This is a genomic window from Ruminiclostridium sufflavum DSM 19573, from assembly GCF_003208175.1.
GTDB classification, from domain to species: domain Bacteria; phylum Bacillota; class Clostridia; order Acetivibrionales; family DSM-1351; genus Ruminiclostridium; species Ruminiclostridium sufflavum.
This window is the reverse complement of sequence record NZ_QKMR01000014.1, coordinates 47,019-62,878: the sequence shown is the minus strand read 5'-3', so window position 1 is coordinate 62,878 and position 15,860 is coordinate 47,019. Positions and strand designations below refer to the sequence as shown.

General features: G+C 38.0%; 13 protein-coding genes. 1 reads left to right on the top strand and 12 read right to left on the bottom strand.

Features of this window, described 5'->3' with window-relative positions:
- Positions 1–203 precede the first annotated feature (203 nt).
- From LY28_RS12085 to LY28_RS12035, 11 genes are all read right to left on the bottom strand, one after another.
- Positions 204–842 carry a regulatory protein RecX gene (locus LY28_RS12085; protein WP_110462451.1) on the bottom strand — a complete coding sequence of 213 codons (639 nt, stop codon included), beginning with the start codon at positions 840–842 and terminating at the stop codon, positions 204–206.
- Positions 843–1,214: 372 nt separating this feature from the next.
- Positions 1,215–2,267: a recombinase RecA gene (gene recA, locus LY28_RS12080; protein WP_110462450.1), complete on the bottom strand. Its 1,053-nt coding sequence runs from the start codon at positions 2,265–2,267 to the stop codon at positions 1,215–1,217.
- 93 nt (positions 2,268–2,360) lie between these two features.
- Positions 2,361–3,971: a murein biosynthesis integral membrane protein MurJ gene (gene murJ, locus LY28_RS12075; protein WP_110462449.1), complete on the bottom strand. Its 1,611-nt coding sequence runs from the start codon at positions 3,969–3,971 to the stop codon at positions 2,361–2,363.
- Positions 3,972–4,038: 67 nt separating this feature from the next.
- Positions 4,039–5,280 (bottom strand): competence/damage-inducible protein A, encoded by a 1,242-nt coding sequence (locus LY28_RS12070; RefSeq protein WP_110462448.1) that lies wholly within the window; start codon positions 5,278–5,280, stop codon positions 4,039–4,041.
- 505 nt (positions 5,281–5,785) lie between these two features.
- On the bottom strand, positions 5,786–6,217 hold the full coding sequence (locus LY28_RS12065) for an ACT domain-containing protein (RefSeq protein ID WP_110462447.1): 432 nt from the start codon (positions 6,215–6,217) through the stop codon (positions 5,786–5,788).
- A 104-nt stretch (positions 6,218–6,321) separates the two neighbouring features.
- Positions 6,322–7,623 (bottom strand): phenylacetate--CoA ligase family protein, encoded by a 1,302-nt coding sequence (locus LY28_RS12060; RefSeq protein WP_110462446.1) that lies wholly within the window; start codon positions 7,621–7,623, stop codon positions 6,322–6,324.
- A 279-nt stretch (positions 7,624–7,902) separates the two neighbouring features.
- Positions 7,903–8,478: an indolepyruvate oxidoreductase subunit beta gene (locus LY28_RS12055; protein ID WP_110462445.1), complete on the bottom strand. Its 576-nt coding sequence runs from the start codon at positions 8,476–8,478 to the stop codon at positions 7,903–7,905.
- Between the two features lie 317 nt (positions 8,479–8,795).
- Positions 8,796–10,535, bottom strand: coding sequence for an indolepyruvate ferredoxin oxidoreductase subunit alpha (gene iorA / locus LY28_RS12050; protein WP_110462444.1), 1,740 nt, complete (start codon positions 10,533–10,535; stop codon positions 8,796–8,798).
- 53 nt (positions 10,536–10,588) lie between these two features.
- Positions 10,589–12,223 (bottom strand): class I adenylate-forming enzyme family protein, encoded by a 1,635-nt coding sequence (locus LY28_RS12045; RefSeq protein ID WP_110462443.1) that lies wholly within the window; start codon positions 12,221–12,223, stop codon positions 10,589–10,591.
- Positions 12,224–12,457: 234 nt separating this feature from the next.
- Positions 12,458–13,420 (bottom strand): hypothetical protein, encoded by a 963-nt coding sequence (locus LY28_RS12040; RefSeq protein ID WP_110462442.1) that lies wholly within the window; start codon positions 13,418–13,420, stop codon positions 12,458–12,460.
- Between the two features lie 143 nt (positions 13,421–13,563).
- Positions 13,564–13,935, bottom strand: coding sequence for a hypothetical protein (locus tag LY28_RS12035; RefSeq protein ID WP_110462441.1), 372 nt, complete (start codon positions 13,933–13,935; stop codon positions 13,564–13,566).
- A gap of 309 nt (positions 13,936–14,244) precedes the next feature.
- Between LY28_RS12035 and LY28_RS12030 the strand changes: the two genes are divergently transcribed.
- The gene (locus LY28_RS12030) at positions 14,245–15,390 is read left to right on the top strand and encodes an LCP family protein (protein WP_110462440.1); all 1,146 of its coding nucleotides are present in this window, start codon (positions 14,245–14,247) and stop codon (positions 15,388–15,390) included.
- Between the two features lie 182 nt (positions 15,391–15,572).
- On the opposite strand, the gene LY28_RS12025 is transcribed toward LY28_RS12030, so the two are convergent.
- A complete protein-coding gene (locus LY28_RS12025) occupies positions 15,573–15,839 on the bottom strand; it encodes a late competence development ComFB family protein (protein WP_110462439.1) in 267 nt (88 codons plus the stop codon).
- Positions 15,840–15,860: the final 21 nt, after the last annotated feature.

The window sequence follows — 15,860 nt, the reverse complement described above, 5'->3', positions numbered from 1 at the left end:
TCTTTATAATAAAGCTCTGCAAGAATTATCCAAAAGATTCATAATAAAATCTTACCGGAAATAATCCTTTATAAATATGTGAAACTCTAATAAAAATTATTTAACAATATTAATAAATTGTCAATAAATTAATATAATAATTTTTATAAATGGCTAAAAATTTTTCATGCATGACTGGAATTGTAATTAATTTACTGTGAGCTTCAGTAATTCTCCCAATTATCATAGTCGGGAATAAATGCACTTACTGCTCTTGATATTTGCTGATAGCTGAAGCCTCGACCGGCAAGAAAGGTTTTCATTTTCTGTATAGTTTTTTCGTCAAAAGAAGTAATTTTTGAAAATTTCTTTTTTATAAGGTTTAGAGCAATATCGTCCTCGTCTAAATTTATTTCTTCAAATGCCTTGCTGATAATATCATCAGATATTCCTCTATGGCTTAGTTCCATTGATAACATTTTTGCAGATTTCGGCTGAAGCTTTGTTTTCTCAGAAATATATTTAACACAATATCTGCAGTCATTTATATAATCTATCTCAGTTAAACTTTGTATCACCTTATCAAGGGTTTCTTCCTCATAGCCCAGCTCAAGAAGCTTTTGCCCTACTTCGTATGATGTTCTGAGCCTTGCGGCAATATATTTAACAGCGGTACATTTTGCAGCATCGGTTACCTCATAAGTCATTATAAACTCCAAAGTCTCCGGTGTAATATTCTTACCTTCATATAATTCTAATGCTTTAATTCTTTTTTGAGGCAGACAAAAATAAATATTATCATCTACGTACACTTTAGCCATTGATGCAATATTTTTATTAACTTCAACAGATGTAATAACCAAAATAACCTCCTGTAATCTTCCGGCAAAGCCAGCAGTCTTTCAAGACTTTTTAACTTACTGTATCACCGCTTATTTAGCGTAAAAAAGCAGCTCGAAAGCATAACCTGCCAAAAAACGATATGCATATTATATATGTATTCTCTTGATTATAGCGCAAATACCTTCAGACCTAATTTACCAAGGTCAATTACGTTTGAAAGCCTTCGAGCAATAAAATATCCGGTCGCTATGTATCGTTTTTCAGGTGAGTATTACTTTAAAGCTGATTTTCAACACAGTTTGGGGTGAATGCTTTTTACTTCAGGAGGCCTTCAGCCGATATCAGCTGACTAAAGTCATCATAGCTGACTAAAGTCAAGGTAGTTGATTTTATTATTTTGCATCATCATTTTCATTAAAATCTTCATCCTCTTCTGCATTTGTATGCTCAGCCTGCACAGCTTCAGATGAGAAATTACTTCTTACCAATTTTTCAATTTCTGCACAGAGGGCGGAATTCTCTTTTAAATATTGCTTTGAATTCTCTCTGCCCTGCCCTATACGCTGACCATTATAGGAAAACCATGCCCCGCTTTTGTTAACTATCTCCATGTTTACAGCAATATCAAGAATACTTCCTACTTTTGATATACCTTCTCCATAAACAATATCAAACTCCGCTTCTTTAAACGGCGGTGCGATTTTGTTCTTTACTACTTTTACTCTGGTTCTGTTTCCTATTACCTCATTTCCCTGCTTTATCGATTCTATTCTTCTTACGTCAAGCCGAACAGAGGAATAGAATTTTAAAGCTCGGCCTCCCGGTGTAACCTCAGGATTTCCGAACATAACACCAACCTTTTCACGAAGCTGGTTAATGAATATAGCAGTAGTTCTGGACTTGCTTATTATGCCGGCCAGCTTGCGAAGTGCCTGGGACATAAGTCTTGCCTGCAATCCAACATGAGTGTCTCCCATTTCACCGTCTATCTCTGCTTTAGGAACCAGCGCTGCAACCGAGTCAACAACAATAATGTCTATAGCTCCGCTTCTGACAAGTGCTTCTGTAATCTCTAACGCCTGCTCGCCCGTATCCGGTTGGGATACTATCAAATTATCTATATCAACTCCAAGGGTTCTGGCATACTTGGGATCAAGCGCATGTTCCGCATCAATGAAAGCAGCCTCTCCGCCCATCTTCTGAGCTTCTGCAATCATGTGGAGAGCAACTGTTGTCTTACCTGAGGATTCGGGTCCGTAAATCTCAACAATTCTCCCTCTTGGGACTCCGCCAATTCCAAGTGCAATATCAAGGCTTATTGAACCTGTCGGAATAAACTCAACATTCATATGTGCATTTTCTCCTAATTTCATAACAGAACCTTTTCCAAATTGTTTTTCAATCTGGCCCAGAGCCATTTCTAACGCTTTTTTCTTTTCTAACATGAGATTTCCTCCTCGTTAATATCGAACATTTGTTCTATTTAAAATTATATAGCTTTTTTATTTTGCAGTCAATACTAAATTTAATATTTAAATCTAAGCTCTCTTAACCTTTCTTAGAACTTTCTTTAAAATAGCAAACAGCTTGTCTTTAATAACTACAGCCTCATTCACCTTTAAAAGCATAGTTCCTCCAAAGTAAATGAGAGCTCCCAGCACAATTTCTATACCCAAAGCCAATATTTCAACCACCTTGGAATGTAAATCAAACCTCTGAGTGAAATCCAACGGAATTACCCTGTTTAAAAGAAAAAGTACAATTCCCATTACAAATGCGGATACAAGCAGCCTTCCGGAATATTTCCCCAGTTCCTTCCACTGCATACCCTTCATTTTTTTTGATATAATGTACATCATTATAATCATATAAACAACGCTAATCAAAGAATATGACAAGGCCATCCCCGCAGGACCCAAATGAGTTATATCCGTAGTATGATAGAATATCGTACAAAAAATCAGATTCAGCAGCATTGTAAAAATTCCAATAAACAGCGGCGTTTTAGTATCATTATTTGCATAAAAGGCTCTTGTAAGAATCGCCAACATAGACTGGGCTATCATTGCCGCAGTAAACATAATCAAAATAAATCCGGCTAATACTATTCTTTCGCCGTCAATTTTCTGAGACCATTTGTAAACAACGCTTATTAAAGGATTTGCAAGAATAACAAAGGCTATTGCAGATGGTATTATCAAATAAAGGACTGTTTTAAACGCATTATTTAAAATTTCTTTAAACTCGTCCACTTTTTTTAATGCAAGCTTCTCTGATAAAGTTGGAAGCAGTGCAGTTCCCAAGCCCATGGCAAAAATCCCGTAAGGCAGCTGCCACAAATCATTTGCATTTGCATAGGCAGTCACGCCTCCATCAAGCTTAAACAGCGAAATATAATTCTGCGTAATTAAAATATTTATCTGAATAATAGCTGATGCCGCCAGTGACGGAATAGCAAGCTTGAATAGTCTTCTGAAGCCGGAATGCTGCCAAAAAATTCTAGGCTTGTAATGCCGTAGATTCGGAATTGCAAAGGAAACCTGTATTATCAAATATATAACGGCACTTGTAAGTACCCCGAAGGCAACATATCTGACTCCGTACCGGCTCAATGCAAAAATACTGAGGGCAACACCCAGATTGTATATTGAAGGCCCGTATGCAGCAGCCGCAAAGCGCTGATATGAATTCAGCACGCCGTTTGTCAGGCCTGCCAGCATCATAAAAGCAACCGACGGGAAAAGAATTCTGGTTAATTGTATTGTCAGTTCCCTCTTTTGTCCCTGAAATCCCGCAGCGGTCATAGATACGACCCACGGTGCAAAAATAACCCCCAAAATGCAAAGAATAATCATTGCAATAAATATAACATTTATAAAAGTACCGACTGCTTTCCAGCCATCCTCCTCCTCATCCTTTGCAAGATATCCCGATAATACCGGTATTAATGCAGCGGATATAGCACCGCCAATCAATAAATTGTACATTAAATCGGTAGTCTTAAAAGCAGCCAGAAGAGAATCCGATTGTGATGCCGTAAGCAAATTATTAATCAGTATAGTTCTAAGATAACCGGTAATTCTGCTGACAATCATAGATGACATTACAATTATAGCGGCACCTGTCAATTTTTTATTTTTAGCTTCCAATTTTATTACCCCCTGACTACAATTACGCAGTCTTTATCCTATGCTTATTTTGCATGTCCAGATTAAATTAATTTTCTAATCCCATAACATGTCTTCTGATAATGTCAAAAACATTTAGCGCCGTAACATTACGAATTCTCTTTCTGTTTCCGGATAGCCTCAGTTCTTTTGTAATTGTACCCTTTTCAGAGGAAAGCCCTATATATACAAGTCCAACCGGTTTTTCGGCTGTTCCTCCGTCAGGTCCCGCTATTCCGGTAACAGATACGCTGATATCCGTATTTAACCTTTTTCTTATTCCCTCTGCCATTTCAGCAGCTGTTTGACAGCTTACAGCTCCATATTTCTGCAATGTTTCCTTTTTTACTCCAAGAAGCTCTGATTTTGATTCATTTGAATAGGTTACCGCGCCTCCAATAAATACCTTGGATATCCCCGGAATATTTGTAAGCATCTCTGAAATAAGCCCGCCGGTACAAGATTCTGCGGCAGCTATAGTAATATTTTTTTCTATAAGAAGTTTAGCGGCTACTTCGTCAAGGTTTTGATCAGCGTCGGAATACAGGCATTCACCCGTTCTCTCCTTAATTTCATTGATAACCGGATTTAAAATGCTATCAGCACTTTCACCGTCTTTTATTTTAGCCGATACTCTTAACGTAACCTCGCCTTCCTTTGCATAAGTTGCAATTGTTGGGTTTAGCTGTCCATCTATTAAGTCCATAATAAGCGTTTCCATAGCAGACTCGCCGATACCAAAAACTCTTAAAAATCTGGATTCGATTAAAAATTTACTTTTTTTCTTAAAGTAAGGCATCACGGCTTCATCAAACATGGGCTTCATTTCGGACGGCGGGCCGGGCAGCATAATGACAGTTTTTGAACCCTCCTCAATAATACATCCCGGAGCTGTTCCGTTATTATTTTCCAGTATTATGCAGCCCTCCGGCATGTATGCCTGCTTTTCGTTATTGGAAGTCATTTGTCGTCCTACTCTGATAAAAAAGCTTTTAATGTCATTAAGACTCTCCTCATGCAAAACAAGTTTTTTACCAAAAGCTCGAGCAATTGTCTCTTTGGTTAAATCATCCTGTGTAGGCCCCAGACCTCCTGTTGTAATAACAACATCACATCTTTCCAATGCCAGCTTCAAGCTTTCCTGCAATCTGTCCGGATTATCTCCGACAACACTGTGGTAATATACACCCAAGCCAACCTCCGGTAATTTTGAAGATATATATTGAGCATTTGTGTTTGCAATCTGCCCCATCAAAAGCTCTGTTCCAACTGCCAGTATTTCTGCTTTCATATTATTCTGTCCTCCATAATCAGATTTTTTCTATCGGCTAAAGCCTCCAAAAGTCAATTACCGCCGCTTGAAAGGCGATAGGCTGTAATTAGACTCTTAGCAGGCTAATATAATCTGCGGTAAATAAACCGTTATAAATATATCCTTACTATTATATCAATACACAGTAAAAATAGTAATACTAAATCCGTTAAATACTTATTCATTTTTAATATTTTAGAATTAAAACCGCAGATAAACATTGATTACGTTTTTGACAGGAATTACTCAGGAGAAACATGAAGCCATTGATAAAATTATACCATAATATGTGAATTAAGCAAATATTTTTTTAATACTATTATTAAAGACTTTCAGCTTCTGCATAAAATACTGCAATGTAAGCAATCAGCTCAGTTCCCTCTCAAAAAAATCCATAAAGGCTCAAACGGGAAGGCTGGATAATTCACTTACATTGCAGCATCATAAAACAAATATTTCTAATTTTCCCCAAAAAAGTATATCGTTATTTACAATATATTTTATCACTTGGTACAATTTTGATATCACAGCTTTTGATAGTTTCCAAAGCAGCTTCGGGATTTTCAGCTCTTATTATAACAAAGGCCTCATTTCCAAACTTTCCTACAAAAGCATACATATATTCTATACTGATGGAATTATTCTGCAATACTTCCAATGCACGTGCAAGCCCTCCCGGCTTATCCTCCACCGCAATTGCAATTACATCAGTACAGCTGACTGTAAACTCATTTTTACTCAATGCGGCTTCAGCCTCTTTAGGCTTGTTAACAATAAGTCTGAGAATTCCAAAATCTGTGGTATCAGCTATTGATAATGCACATATGTCTATATTATTCTCAGCTAATGTTTTGGTTACCTCTGCCAAACGTCCTGATTTGTTTTCCAAAAAAACAGAAATCTGTTGTACAAGCATGATTATGGCCTCCTTTATTTTTACCCTGTAATAATGACTTAAGTCCGTATAACAATTTATTCATAAAAAAGCACCGATAGAATATAGTACTTAATAAAAAGCAGTTAATAAACTCTCTTGTCTATTACCCTCTTAGCTTTACCTTCGCTGCGCTGGATGGATTTAGGCTCTACGAGCTTGACCTTTGCGCCTATTCCCAATGTACTTTGAACTTCCTTTGTAATTTTTCTTTCGATATCCTCAAGTTTTTTAACTTCATCCGAAAACAGCCTTGGTGAAAGTTCAACCTGTATCTCCAAGGTGTCAAGATTATCCTTTCTGTCCACAATCAGCATATAATGGGGAGCAGTTTCACCAATTGAAAGAAGGACACTTTCAACCTGTGACGGAAACACATTTACTCCTCTGATTATAAGCATGTCATCCGTCCTTCCGGTAACCTTGCTCATCCTGACCTCTGTACGGCCGCATTCACAACGTTCGTAGTTAAGTGAAGAAAGGTCCTTTGTTCTGTACCTGATAAGAGGCAATCCCTCTTTGGTTATGGTAGTGAATACTATTTCACCCTTTGAGCCTTCCGGCAGTATTTCCTCTGTTTCAGGATCAATAATTTCAGGTATGAAATGGTCTTCGGGAATATGCATACCATTCTGTAATTCACATTCACAGGCAACACCCGGCCCGATTACCTCACTCAGGCCGTATATATCAATAGCCTTAATTTTAAGTCTTTCTTCTATCTCTCTTCTCATGTTTTCAGACCAGGGTTCTGCACCGAAAATACCTGCCTGCAGCTTTAAATCGCTTCTCTTGATACCAAGCTCTTCCATTTCCTCGGCAAGATACAATGCATATGAAGGTGTACAGGCAATATGTGTTGTTCCGAAGTCCTGCATAAGTGACAGCTGCAGCTTCGTATTGCCTGATGATGTAGGAATAACTGTCGCACCAACCTTTTCACCGCCGTAATGTGCGCCCAGTCCTCCGGTAAAAAGCCCATATCCGTAAGAAACCTGCAAAAAGGATTCTTTTGTAAGCCCTGCACCTGTAAATGTGCGGGCTATAACCTCCGACCACACCTCAAGATCTTCTTTGGTATAACCCACCACGGTTTTCTTTCCTGTTGTTCCTGATGAAGCATGAACTCTGACAATCTCGCTCATTGGACATGCAAACAGCCCAAAAGGATAAGTATCTCTCAAGTCCTGCTTATAAGTAAAAGGCAAATGCTTCAAATCATCCACTGACTTGATATCCCCCGGCAAAATACCCTTCTTATCCATCTTTTCCCTGTAAGCAGGTACATTATTGTATACCCTGCTTACTGTTTTTATGAGCCTCTCCGACTGCACTTTTCTCATTTCTTCTCTCGACATACACTCATACTTTTCATTCCAAAAAGACATAATAACCTCCTACGCCCCATTTGGGCACAAAAATTTTGTAAGACTTCGTGGAGGTACGCTATCTTTTTCACGACTGCATCTAAAGTCTTTCAAGCTAAAATCCCCCCAAAGAATTGAATGTTTTTAATATTTCACATATTTGCCGAACATTCCACCTTGGAATGGCTTTCAGGGTTTACTGCATACTTATGAGCCCCACACAAAAGCAATAGGCCAAAACAGCAAAAGCTTAATTATCTTTATATAAATTTAAATCCTTTAAAAGCTATAATATCCCAACTATTTGTGATAATTATAGCCTTCTTCAAAGGCTTTTAAATTAATATCCAAAAACTTTGCAGGCACAACCTCACGTATCGCCTCCGTAAATATTTCCTTACTTATGCCTGTTAATTTTGCCAGCACACCTATAAGCACAATATTAACAGCCTTTATATTTCCGCAGTCTTGAGCAATTTTGAGAGCATCCAATGAAAAAATACGATGCTTTTCTTTAAGCGTTTCAATAATATTTTCTGGATATTCCGCTTTTCCGATAATAACAGGCATTGGATCTATCTGCTGTTCATTTACTATCATTTTGCCATTGTCACTCAGCCTTTCAATATATCTGAGCGCCTCTAATTTTTCAAAAGCCATAATTACATCGGCCTCCTTTATATCAACTAAAGGAGAATATACCTTTTTACCGAATTTAACATATGTTACGACACTGCCTCCCCGCTGAGACATCCCATGAACTTCTGAAACCTTTACATCATAGTTCATTTTTAAGGCCACATTACCGAGTATCCTGCTGGCAAGAAGAGTCCCCTGTCCTCCTACACCAACGATTAATATATTTAATTGTTCCATAATAACCTCCACGCCGAATTTTCGGCATAAATTTTAGTAAAGCTTTCGTGGCGGTACGCCATCTATTATGATCTGCATTTTGTTTCTTTAGGGCTAACCTCCACGCCGAATTTTCGGCATAAATTTTAGTAAAGCTTTCGTGGCGCTACGCCATCTATTATGAGCTGCATTTTGTTTCTTTAGGGCTAACCTCCACGCCGAGTTTTCGGCATAAATTTTAGTAAAGCTTTCGTGGCGGTACGCCATCTATTATGCAGCTGCATTTTATTTATTTAAGTCTAGCTAACCTCCACGCCGAATTTTGGTATGTGTTTCAGCTATTTGTCCGCCTTTTCAATCGCATTAAAGCCGCAGACCTTTGTACAAAGCTTACAGCCAACACATAATGCAGTATCTATCTGCAAATGCTCTCCCTTGTCTACTATTGCGGGGCATCCAATCTTCATGCACATTCTGCATTTTTTACACTTATCCTGATTTATCTCTTGAACCCCTTCATACCTGACATTCTTAAGCAGTGCGCACGGCCTCTGAGAAATAATTACAGACGGCTCGTCAGCAGCTGTCTCTCTTTTTACCACCTTTTCAAATTCCTTTATATCAAAAGGATCCACCACTGAAACCCTTTCAATTCCTACTGCCTTGCAAAGCAATTCAAGATCCACCTGTTTTGTGGGTTCTCCCTTTATTGTAAAGCCTGTTGTAGGATTCTGCTGGTGTCCGGTCATGCCTGTAATAGAATTGTCAAGTATAAGAACTGTTGAATTGCCTTTGTTATATACTATATCTATCAAGCCGGTTATACCCGAATGTATAAATGTCGAGTCCCCTAATATAGCAACTGTCTTCTTGCCGAATTCCGCTCCCCGCGCCTTTTCCATGCCGTGAGCAACGCCAATGCTGGCGCCCATACAGACACATGTATCTATACTTTCATTTGGCGCCAGTGCTCCCAAGGTATAACATCCTATATCGCCGCTGACGTTCAGCTTCAATTTTTTCAGAACGTAGAACATACCTCTGTGAGGACATCCGGGACACATTACCGGAGGTCTTACCGGTACGGGCTGTTTTGACGCTTCGGAATTTTCAGCTGCTTTTCCCATAAGCCTTTCAGCTATAAGCTTACTGCTCAGCTCACCAATTACAGGCAGCTTTTCCTTTCCGATAACCTTTATTCCCATTTTTAAAATCTGTTCTTCAAAAAACGGTTCCAGCTCTTCAACAACATAAAGAGTTTTTACCCTGGAAGCAAAATCAGCAATAAGCTTTTCCGGTACGGGATAAACCATGCCAAGCTTTAACACAGATGCATCCGGCATTGCTTCCTTTACATACTGATATGCAATACCGCTTGTAATAACTCCGGTCTCACTGCTGTTCATTTCAAGCCTGTTAAAAGCTATTGTATCTGAGAATCCCCTCAAGTCAGCCATTCTCTTCTCGACTGCTACATGTCTTTTTTTTGCCATTGCCGGCATCATAACATATTTCCCGGCATCTTTAACATACTCCTTCAGCTTATAGTCTTCCTTATCGTTAATTTCAACAATGCTTTGTGAATGAGCAATTCTGGTTGAAAGCCTTACCATTACAGGAGTATCAAACTGTTCACTGATTGAAAATGCTTTTTTGACAAAATCCTTGCACTCCTGACTGTCAGACGGCTCCAGCATAGGAACCTTTGAGGCTCTGGCATAGTTCCTGCTGTCCTGCTCATTCTGGGAGCTATGCATTCCGGGGTCATCAGCAACCATAATTACCAAGCCTCCGTTCACTCCCGTATATGAAACTGTAAACAGCGGATCTGCGGCAACATTGAGCCCTACATGCTTCATAGCACATATTGCACGTGCGCCGCCAAAGGATGCTCCAATGGCAACTTCCATGGCTACCTTTTCGTTCGGTGCCCACTCTGAATAAATTTCATTATATTCTTTAGCAATAGTCTCCGTTATCTCTGTACTGGGTGTTCCGGGATAAGCGGATGCAACAGTGCATCCGGCTTCGTATGCTCCTCTTGCTACAGCTTCATTACCAAGCATGAGTTTCTTCATCTAAATTCCTCCATTATAAATGCGTTAATATTTATTTAAATCAAAATCAGGCGTTATATTTCATTTTGAACCGCAACCAAACCTGCGGCACCATACTTTTCTCTCAAGCGCGGCTTTTCAATTTTCCCTGTGGGATTGCGCGGAATAGCATCAAAAATGATTTTTTTCGGGCGCTTGTAACGCGGCAAGGGAGCACAAAATGCTTCAATTTCCTGTTCGGTGCATTCACAGCCGGGCTTTAGCTCTATTATAGCCGCCGTTATTTCACCCAGACGCTTTTCAGGAAGTCCTATAACCGCAACATCTTTAATCTTAGTGCTTGTACGGAGAAAATCCTCAATCTGAACAGGATATATATTCTCTCCTCCGCTTATAATGACATCTTTTTTCCTGTCAACCAAATATATAAAACCATCCTCATCCATTCTCGCCATATCTCCGGTAAACAGCCACCCATCCTTGAGAACGGCTTCTGTGGCTTTTGAATCATTATAATAGCATTTCATAACTCCAGGGCCTTTTACAGCCAATTCTCCGACTTGCCCCTTATCAACAGGAACCCTGCTTTCATCAACAATCTCAACCTCCCATTGATAGCCGGGTATCCCAATAGCTCCCACCTTATGAATATTCCCGACGCCAAGATGAACGCATCCCGGTCCGATTGACTCACTAAGGCCATAATTTGTGTCATATTGATGATGCGGGAAATACTTTTTCCAGCGCTTAATCAAGCTTGGCGGAACAGGCTGTGCGCCAATATGCATCAATCTCCACTGGGATAAATTATAATCCTCCAGCTTGACCTCTCCGCTCTCTATTGCATCCAAAATATCCTGTGCCCAAGGAACCAACAGCCAGACAATGGTTATTTTCTCCTCTGAAACCGTTCTCAAAATCCACTCCGGCTTAATACCACGAAGCAGAACCGCTTTGCTTCCGGATAAAAAGCTTCCGAACCAATGCATTTTTGCACCGGTATGGTAAAGAGGAGGAATACACAGGAAATTATCTTCCCGAGTCTGACTGTGATGCTTTTGCTCGGTATAGCATGCAGACATCAGACTTCTGTGTGTATGTAGTATCGCCTTTGGAAATCCTGTAGTTCCTGATGAAAAGTAAATGACAGCATCCTCTTCATCAGTGATTTTAATTTGGGGGTTTTCCGAGGAACAATTAGCAGAAAGACGGTCATAGCTCTCAGCAAAAGTAGGCCGGCCTTCGCCAGCAAAGAACAGTGTCTTTACATCAGGTATCTGGTCGTAAATCGTTTCCAATCTGCCTATAAATTCAGGTCCGAAAATCAATGCAATAGTATCTGATAAACCCAAGCAATATTTTATCTCATCAGCTGTATACCGAAAGTTTAACGGTACTGCAATAGCACCAGCCTTCAAAATTCCAAAATAAACAGGCAGCCACTCAAGGCAATTCATAAGCAGAATAGCTACCTTGTCCCCCTTTTTGATTCCTCTTTTCAACAGGAGGTTTGCAAATCTGTTTGCCTTCTCGTCAAATACGCGCCAGGTCATTTCACGTCTGTACTCACCTGCGGGATTGTTTTCAATAAGCTCAAATTCTCGCCATATAACATTATGACTTTCCTGAAGATCCAAATTAATCTCGGTCAAACAAGTTTCATTTCCGTACATTTCGGCATTACGAGATAAAAATTCTGTAATTGGCATTTATTTTTTCCTCCGTTCTACAATTATACAATATATTTATGTGAATTAAAAATTATGACCCATACTACTAAAAAACACTATATAAAATTATAATACGATAAAACCGTATAATCAACAAGTGCTTATTGTAAACTATCACAGCAGCCCTCACCTGAGTCAATTATGGCTTAAAGCCCCCGGCTTCATAATATAAACACGTCTAAAAAAGCGGAAAGCAGCGGCCTTTCAAACCGGCTACCCAATGCAATGCTTGTCCTTCTCATCATCTTTATATATGCTGTCGGCAATATCCTCCACTTCAATTTTGACACCGTTAAGCTTCCACCTAATGTTATCATAATTACCATGATTTATATATACTCTGATATTTTCCGATAGATTATGCAGCTTTTCTGCTTCACTAACCTTGTCCTTAATTTCCTTATCCTTTAAATAATAGCAGCCAATTAAAAAAGCCATAATGTTTATAATAGGTGATAAGACCACACCAATAAGTAAAACTACAATTGAAGTACTTGATAATTCCTTCAGGGTTTCAACAGATATTACTGTTTTATATACTATTTGCAGAAATAAAATATTGAATACTATAATGGAAAAAAGTAAAGCAGTCAGCAGCGGACTTGATAGTATAGGTTTAAGCCACCGCCCCTTCAGAAAGGTACGCTTTCTTATTACAAAATACAGCAGCAGGCTGTATTGCAGCAGTCTTACCGGCAATGTCAGAATAAAGCTGAGCAAAAAGCTGCCGTTTACTTCTTTAACAGACAGATTAGCCATATATAAGACATACGGAATATAGATATTTTTTAATATCTGAATAATAAAAAAGCCTAGAACCATAAATACAAAAGCCTTTGCCATCCATTTCAAGGCACTTGCATCCCCGAAAACATCATTTGTCAGCACTACAATTATATAGAAAACAGAAATTGAAATAAGCTGACTTATATACATATTCAAGCCCATATAATCCATAATATTTATTAATAATGCAACTACAATGGTGGGAAGAAATACCCGTACATAATCAAATTTGTTTATAAGCCTTTTGCATTCAGGTTCCTTCCAATATTCAAACTCCCCTACAAGTGTTAATGTAAACATTACCCAGAAGAATACCTCAGGAACTGAAATGAGTAAAGTATCTATTAGTATTTTAGCTATCCCGTCATATGTAAACAAATTACTGAACATTCGAGCTCCTCCACACACGCTGCTGTCTTTTAATACATTGTTCTACATTTAATCTAACATTTTCTATGTCGCTCTACATTTTAATACTTATTCAGCTATTTGTAAACAGTGTAAAACGCTATAAACGACCATTTCCACCATTTTCAATCATTATAGATTATCTCGAATTTCACCCTGTCATATATATCCTTTTGATTTCTTGGATTTACATAAGGTGATAATATCATCAATTCAATACTATTTATTCTATACTTTTTATTTCTTCTTCCTTCTTTGGGGTATACCTCAAAATCAACTATATTTTTTAATATTAAAGGAACCATTATCCCTCTGGAATTTAAAAAGCTTAATTCCAACTTCTCTATTTTTGAATCATACCGGCTGGTCCAATAAGGATTATACCCGATAGCTATTAATTTGCCGTTTATTCCCAAATCAATACTTCTCAGCGTATATTGATTTTTAAGCATATTTGAAAAAACACCTTTTAGCATGTCAATATCTTTATAATTCAAGCTTAATGCCCCCTTGATGAGCAAACCTCTAAGGTATAATATGATATATGATTGCTTTATGTTACCATACCTAAGCTGCGTTTAAAGCCTTTGTGGGATAAAATATCGGGGCGGTATGGTTTTTCAGGCGAATTATACTTTTAAGCCGGCTTTTTAATAAAAGTCAATCACTATCGGCTAAAGAACCGGCTTAGTATTTTATAAAATATTTTTAAGGATTTTAATTTTATGTATTTTTATAAAAAATATTATATGTTATAATTTTATGATATGATTTTTAAAATAAAAAATTAATTGACGAGGTCTGTAATGAACACAAGAAAATTTACCTATATAACAAGTATTGTACTTGGGATTTTTCTATTCGCACTTGGAACCGTATTTTTGTTTTATATAAATACATTGGAGCCTAATGACGGAAATACTCCGTTTAACGGTATGTTAAACGGGCTTAATTCTCCCGGGAATAAAGACCCCATGAATTTTCTACTGCTTGTAGGAGACCAGTCAAGCGGAAACACTGACGTAATGCTTGTTGCCAATTATAACCCCAAAAACAGTAAAATAAGCATTGTTACTATACCAAGAGATACAAAGGTTAAAATAAAGAACAGCAATGTTCCTAAGATTAATTCCGCATATGCCGGCGGCGGACGCAATCATAAGGGTGCGACATATGCTTCTGAAACAGTCAGCAACCTGACAGGAATCAGTATAAATTATTACGTGCATTTGGACATTTCATGCATAAAAGGTATAACAGATATGTTAGGCGGTGTATATTTTGATGTGCCTGCCGACCTAAGGTATAACGATCCCGAACAGGATTTATATATTGACTTGAAAAAAGGCAATCAGCTGCTGGACGGTGAAAAGGTGGAACAGCTTCTTAGGTTCAGGAAACCTCAAAAAAGCCTGTATTCATCCAGCGAATTGAAGGAATTGTATCAATATTATGATGGAAGTGACATAAAAAGAACCGAAATGCAGGTCAAGTTCATCAAAGCTTTTATAAATCAAAAGCTTAATATACAAACCTTCCCTAAGTTTAATTCTGTAATAAACTATGCTTTTCAGAATATTATTACCAATATGACCTTAACCGATGCACTCAAGCTTACTACAGGACTGATAAATATAAAATCCGACAATTTCAACTCCTTCAGGCTCGACGGTGAGGATAAGCTGATAAGCGGCGGCTGGTACTATGTTTACAACGGGAATTTTATTAATATAGATACAAATGAATCAGCACCGTCAGAAAAAATAGTACCGGAGTACTTTTACTCTCCAAATGGAATTTCAACTCCTTCAGAATTATTTGTTCCCGATAATGATTCCGAAAAATCCGAAGATACCCCTTCAAAAAATACAAAGAAGCCTGCCGTAACCACCAGAAAAAATCCGTCTAACTCAAAGACTGATTCAAAAGGAACAGGAAAAGACAAGCCTTAGGCAATGAAAATTTATAATCTGCTTTAAAGCTTTTGTCTTTCAGGCAGATTTACGATAAAAACAAAATTATATCCGTTAGAAGCTTAATATTAAAAATTAATAAAAGCAAAGAACTCTATATGTACCAAAGGATAATATTTTCTGAGATTCAGATGAATTATTCTTTCATGAAATTCACTAAACTATTTATGCCTGGGAGATCTTTTTACTAAAACAGCGGCTTTCGTTATTGCAGCTATAACATCAACCTCAAACTGATTCTTAAGTGAATTTACCTTTGAGTACAGCTCACCCTTTTCGGTAGCAATATACTTCGGAGGCAAATCATTAAGGGCCAGAGCTGCGATATCCATAACGCAGGCTTCGCACTTGCACATATTAATATCCTCAAGTACACCGTCCATTAAATTTAATACAACCTCTTCCATATAATTTTTGATAACTATCATTTCATCCCTCCTAAACACAGA

Excerpts from the sequence above, each read along its gene's own strand:
- LY28_RS12070 (WP_110462448.1), bottom strand. The coding sequence starts at position 5,280 with ATGAAAGCAGAAATACTGGCAGTTGGAACAGAGCTTTTGATGGGGCAG.
- LY28_RS12040 (WP_110462442.1), bottom strand. The coding sequence starts at position 13,420 with ATGTTCAGTAATTTGTTTACATATGACGGGATAGCTAAAATACTAATA.
- recA (WP_110462450.1), bottom strand. The coding sequence starts at position 2,267 with ATGTTAGAAAAGAAAAAAGCGTTAGAAATGGCTCTGGGCCAGATTGAA.
- LY28_RS12030 (WP_110462440.1), top strand. The coding sequence starts at position 14,245 with ATGAACACAAGAAAATTTACCTATATAACAAGTATTGTACTTGGGATT.
- LY28_RS12060 (WP_110462446.1), bottom strand. The coding sequence starts at position 7,623 with ATGTCTTTTTGGAATGAAAAGTATGAGTGTATGTCGAGAGAAGAAATG.
- iorA (WP_110462444.1), bottom strand. The coding sequence starts at position 10,535 with ATGAAGAAACTCATGCTTGGTAATGAAGCTGTAGCAAGAGGAGCATAC.
- LY28_RS12065 (WP_110462447.1), bottom strand. The coding sequence starts at position 6,217 with ATGCTTGTACAACAGATTTCTGTTTTTTTGGAAAACAAATCAGGACGT.
- LY28_RS12055 (WP_110462445.1), bottom strand. The coding sequence starts at position 8,478 with ATGGAACAATTAAATATATTAATCGTTGGTGTAGGAGGACAGGGGACT.
- LY28_RS12025 (WP_110462439.1), bottom strand. The coding sequence starts at position 15,839 with ATGATAGTTATCAAAAATTATATGGAAGAGGTTGTATTAAATTTAATG.
- LY28_RS12045 (WP_110462443.1), bottom strand. The coding sequence starts at position 12,223 with ATGCCAATTACAGAATTTTTATCTCGTAATGCCGAAATGTACGGAAAT.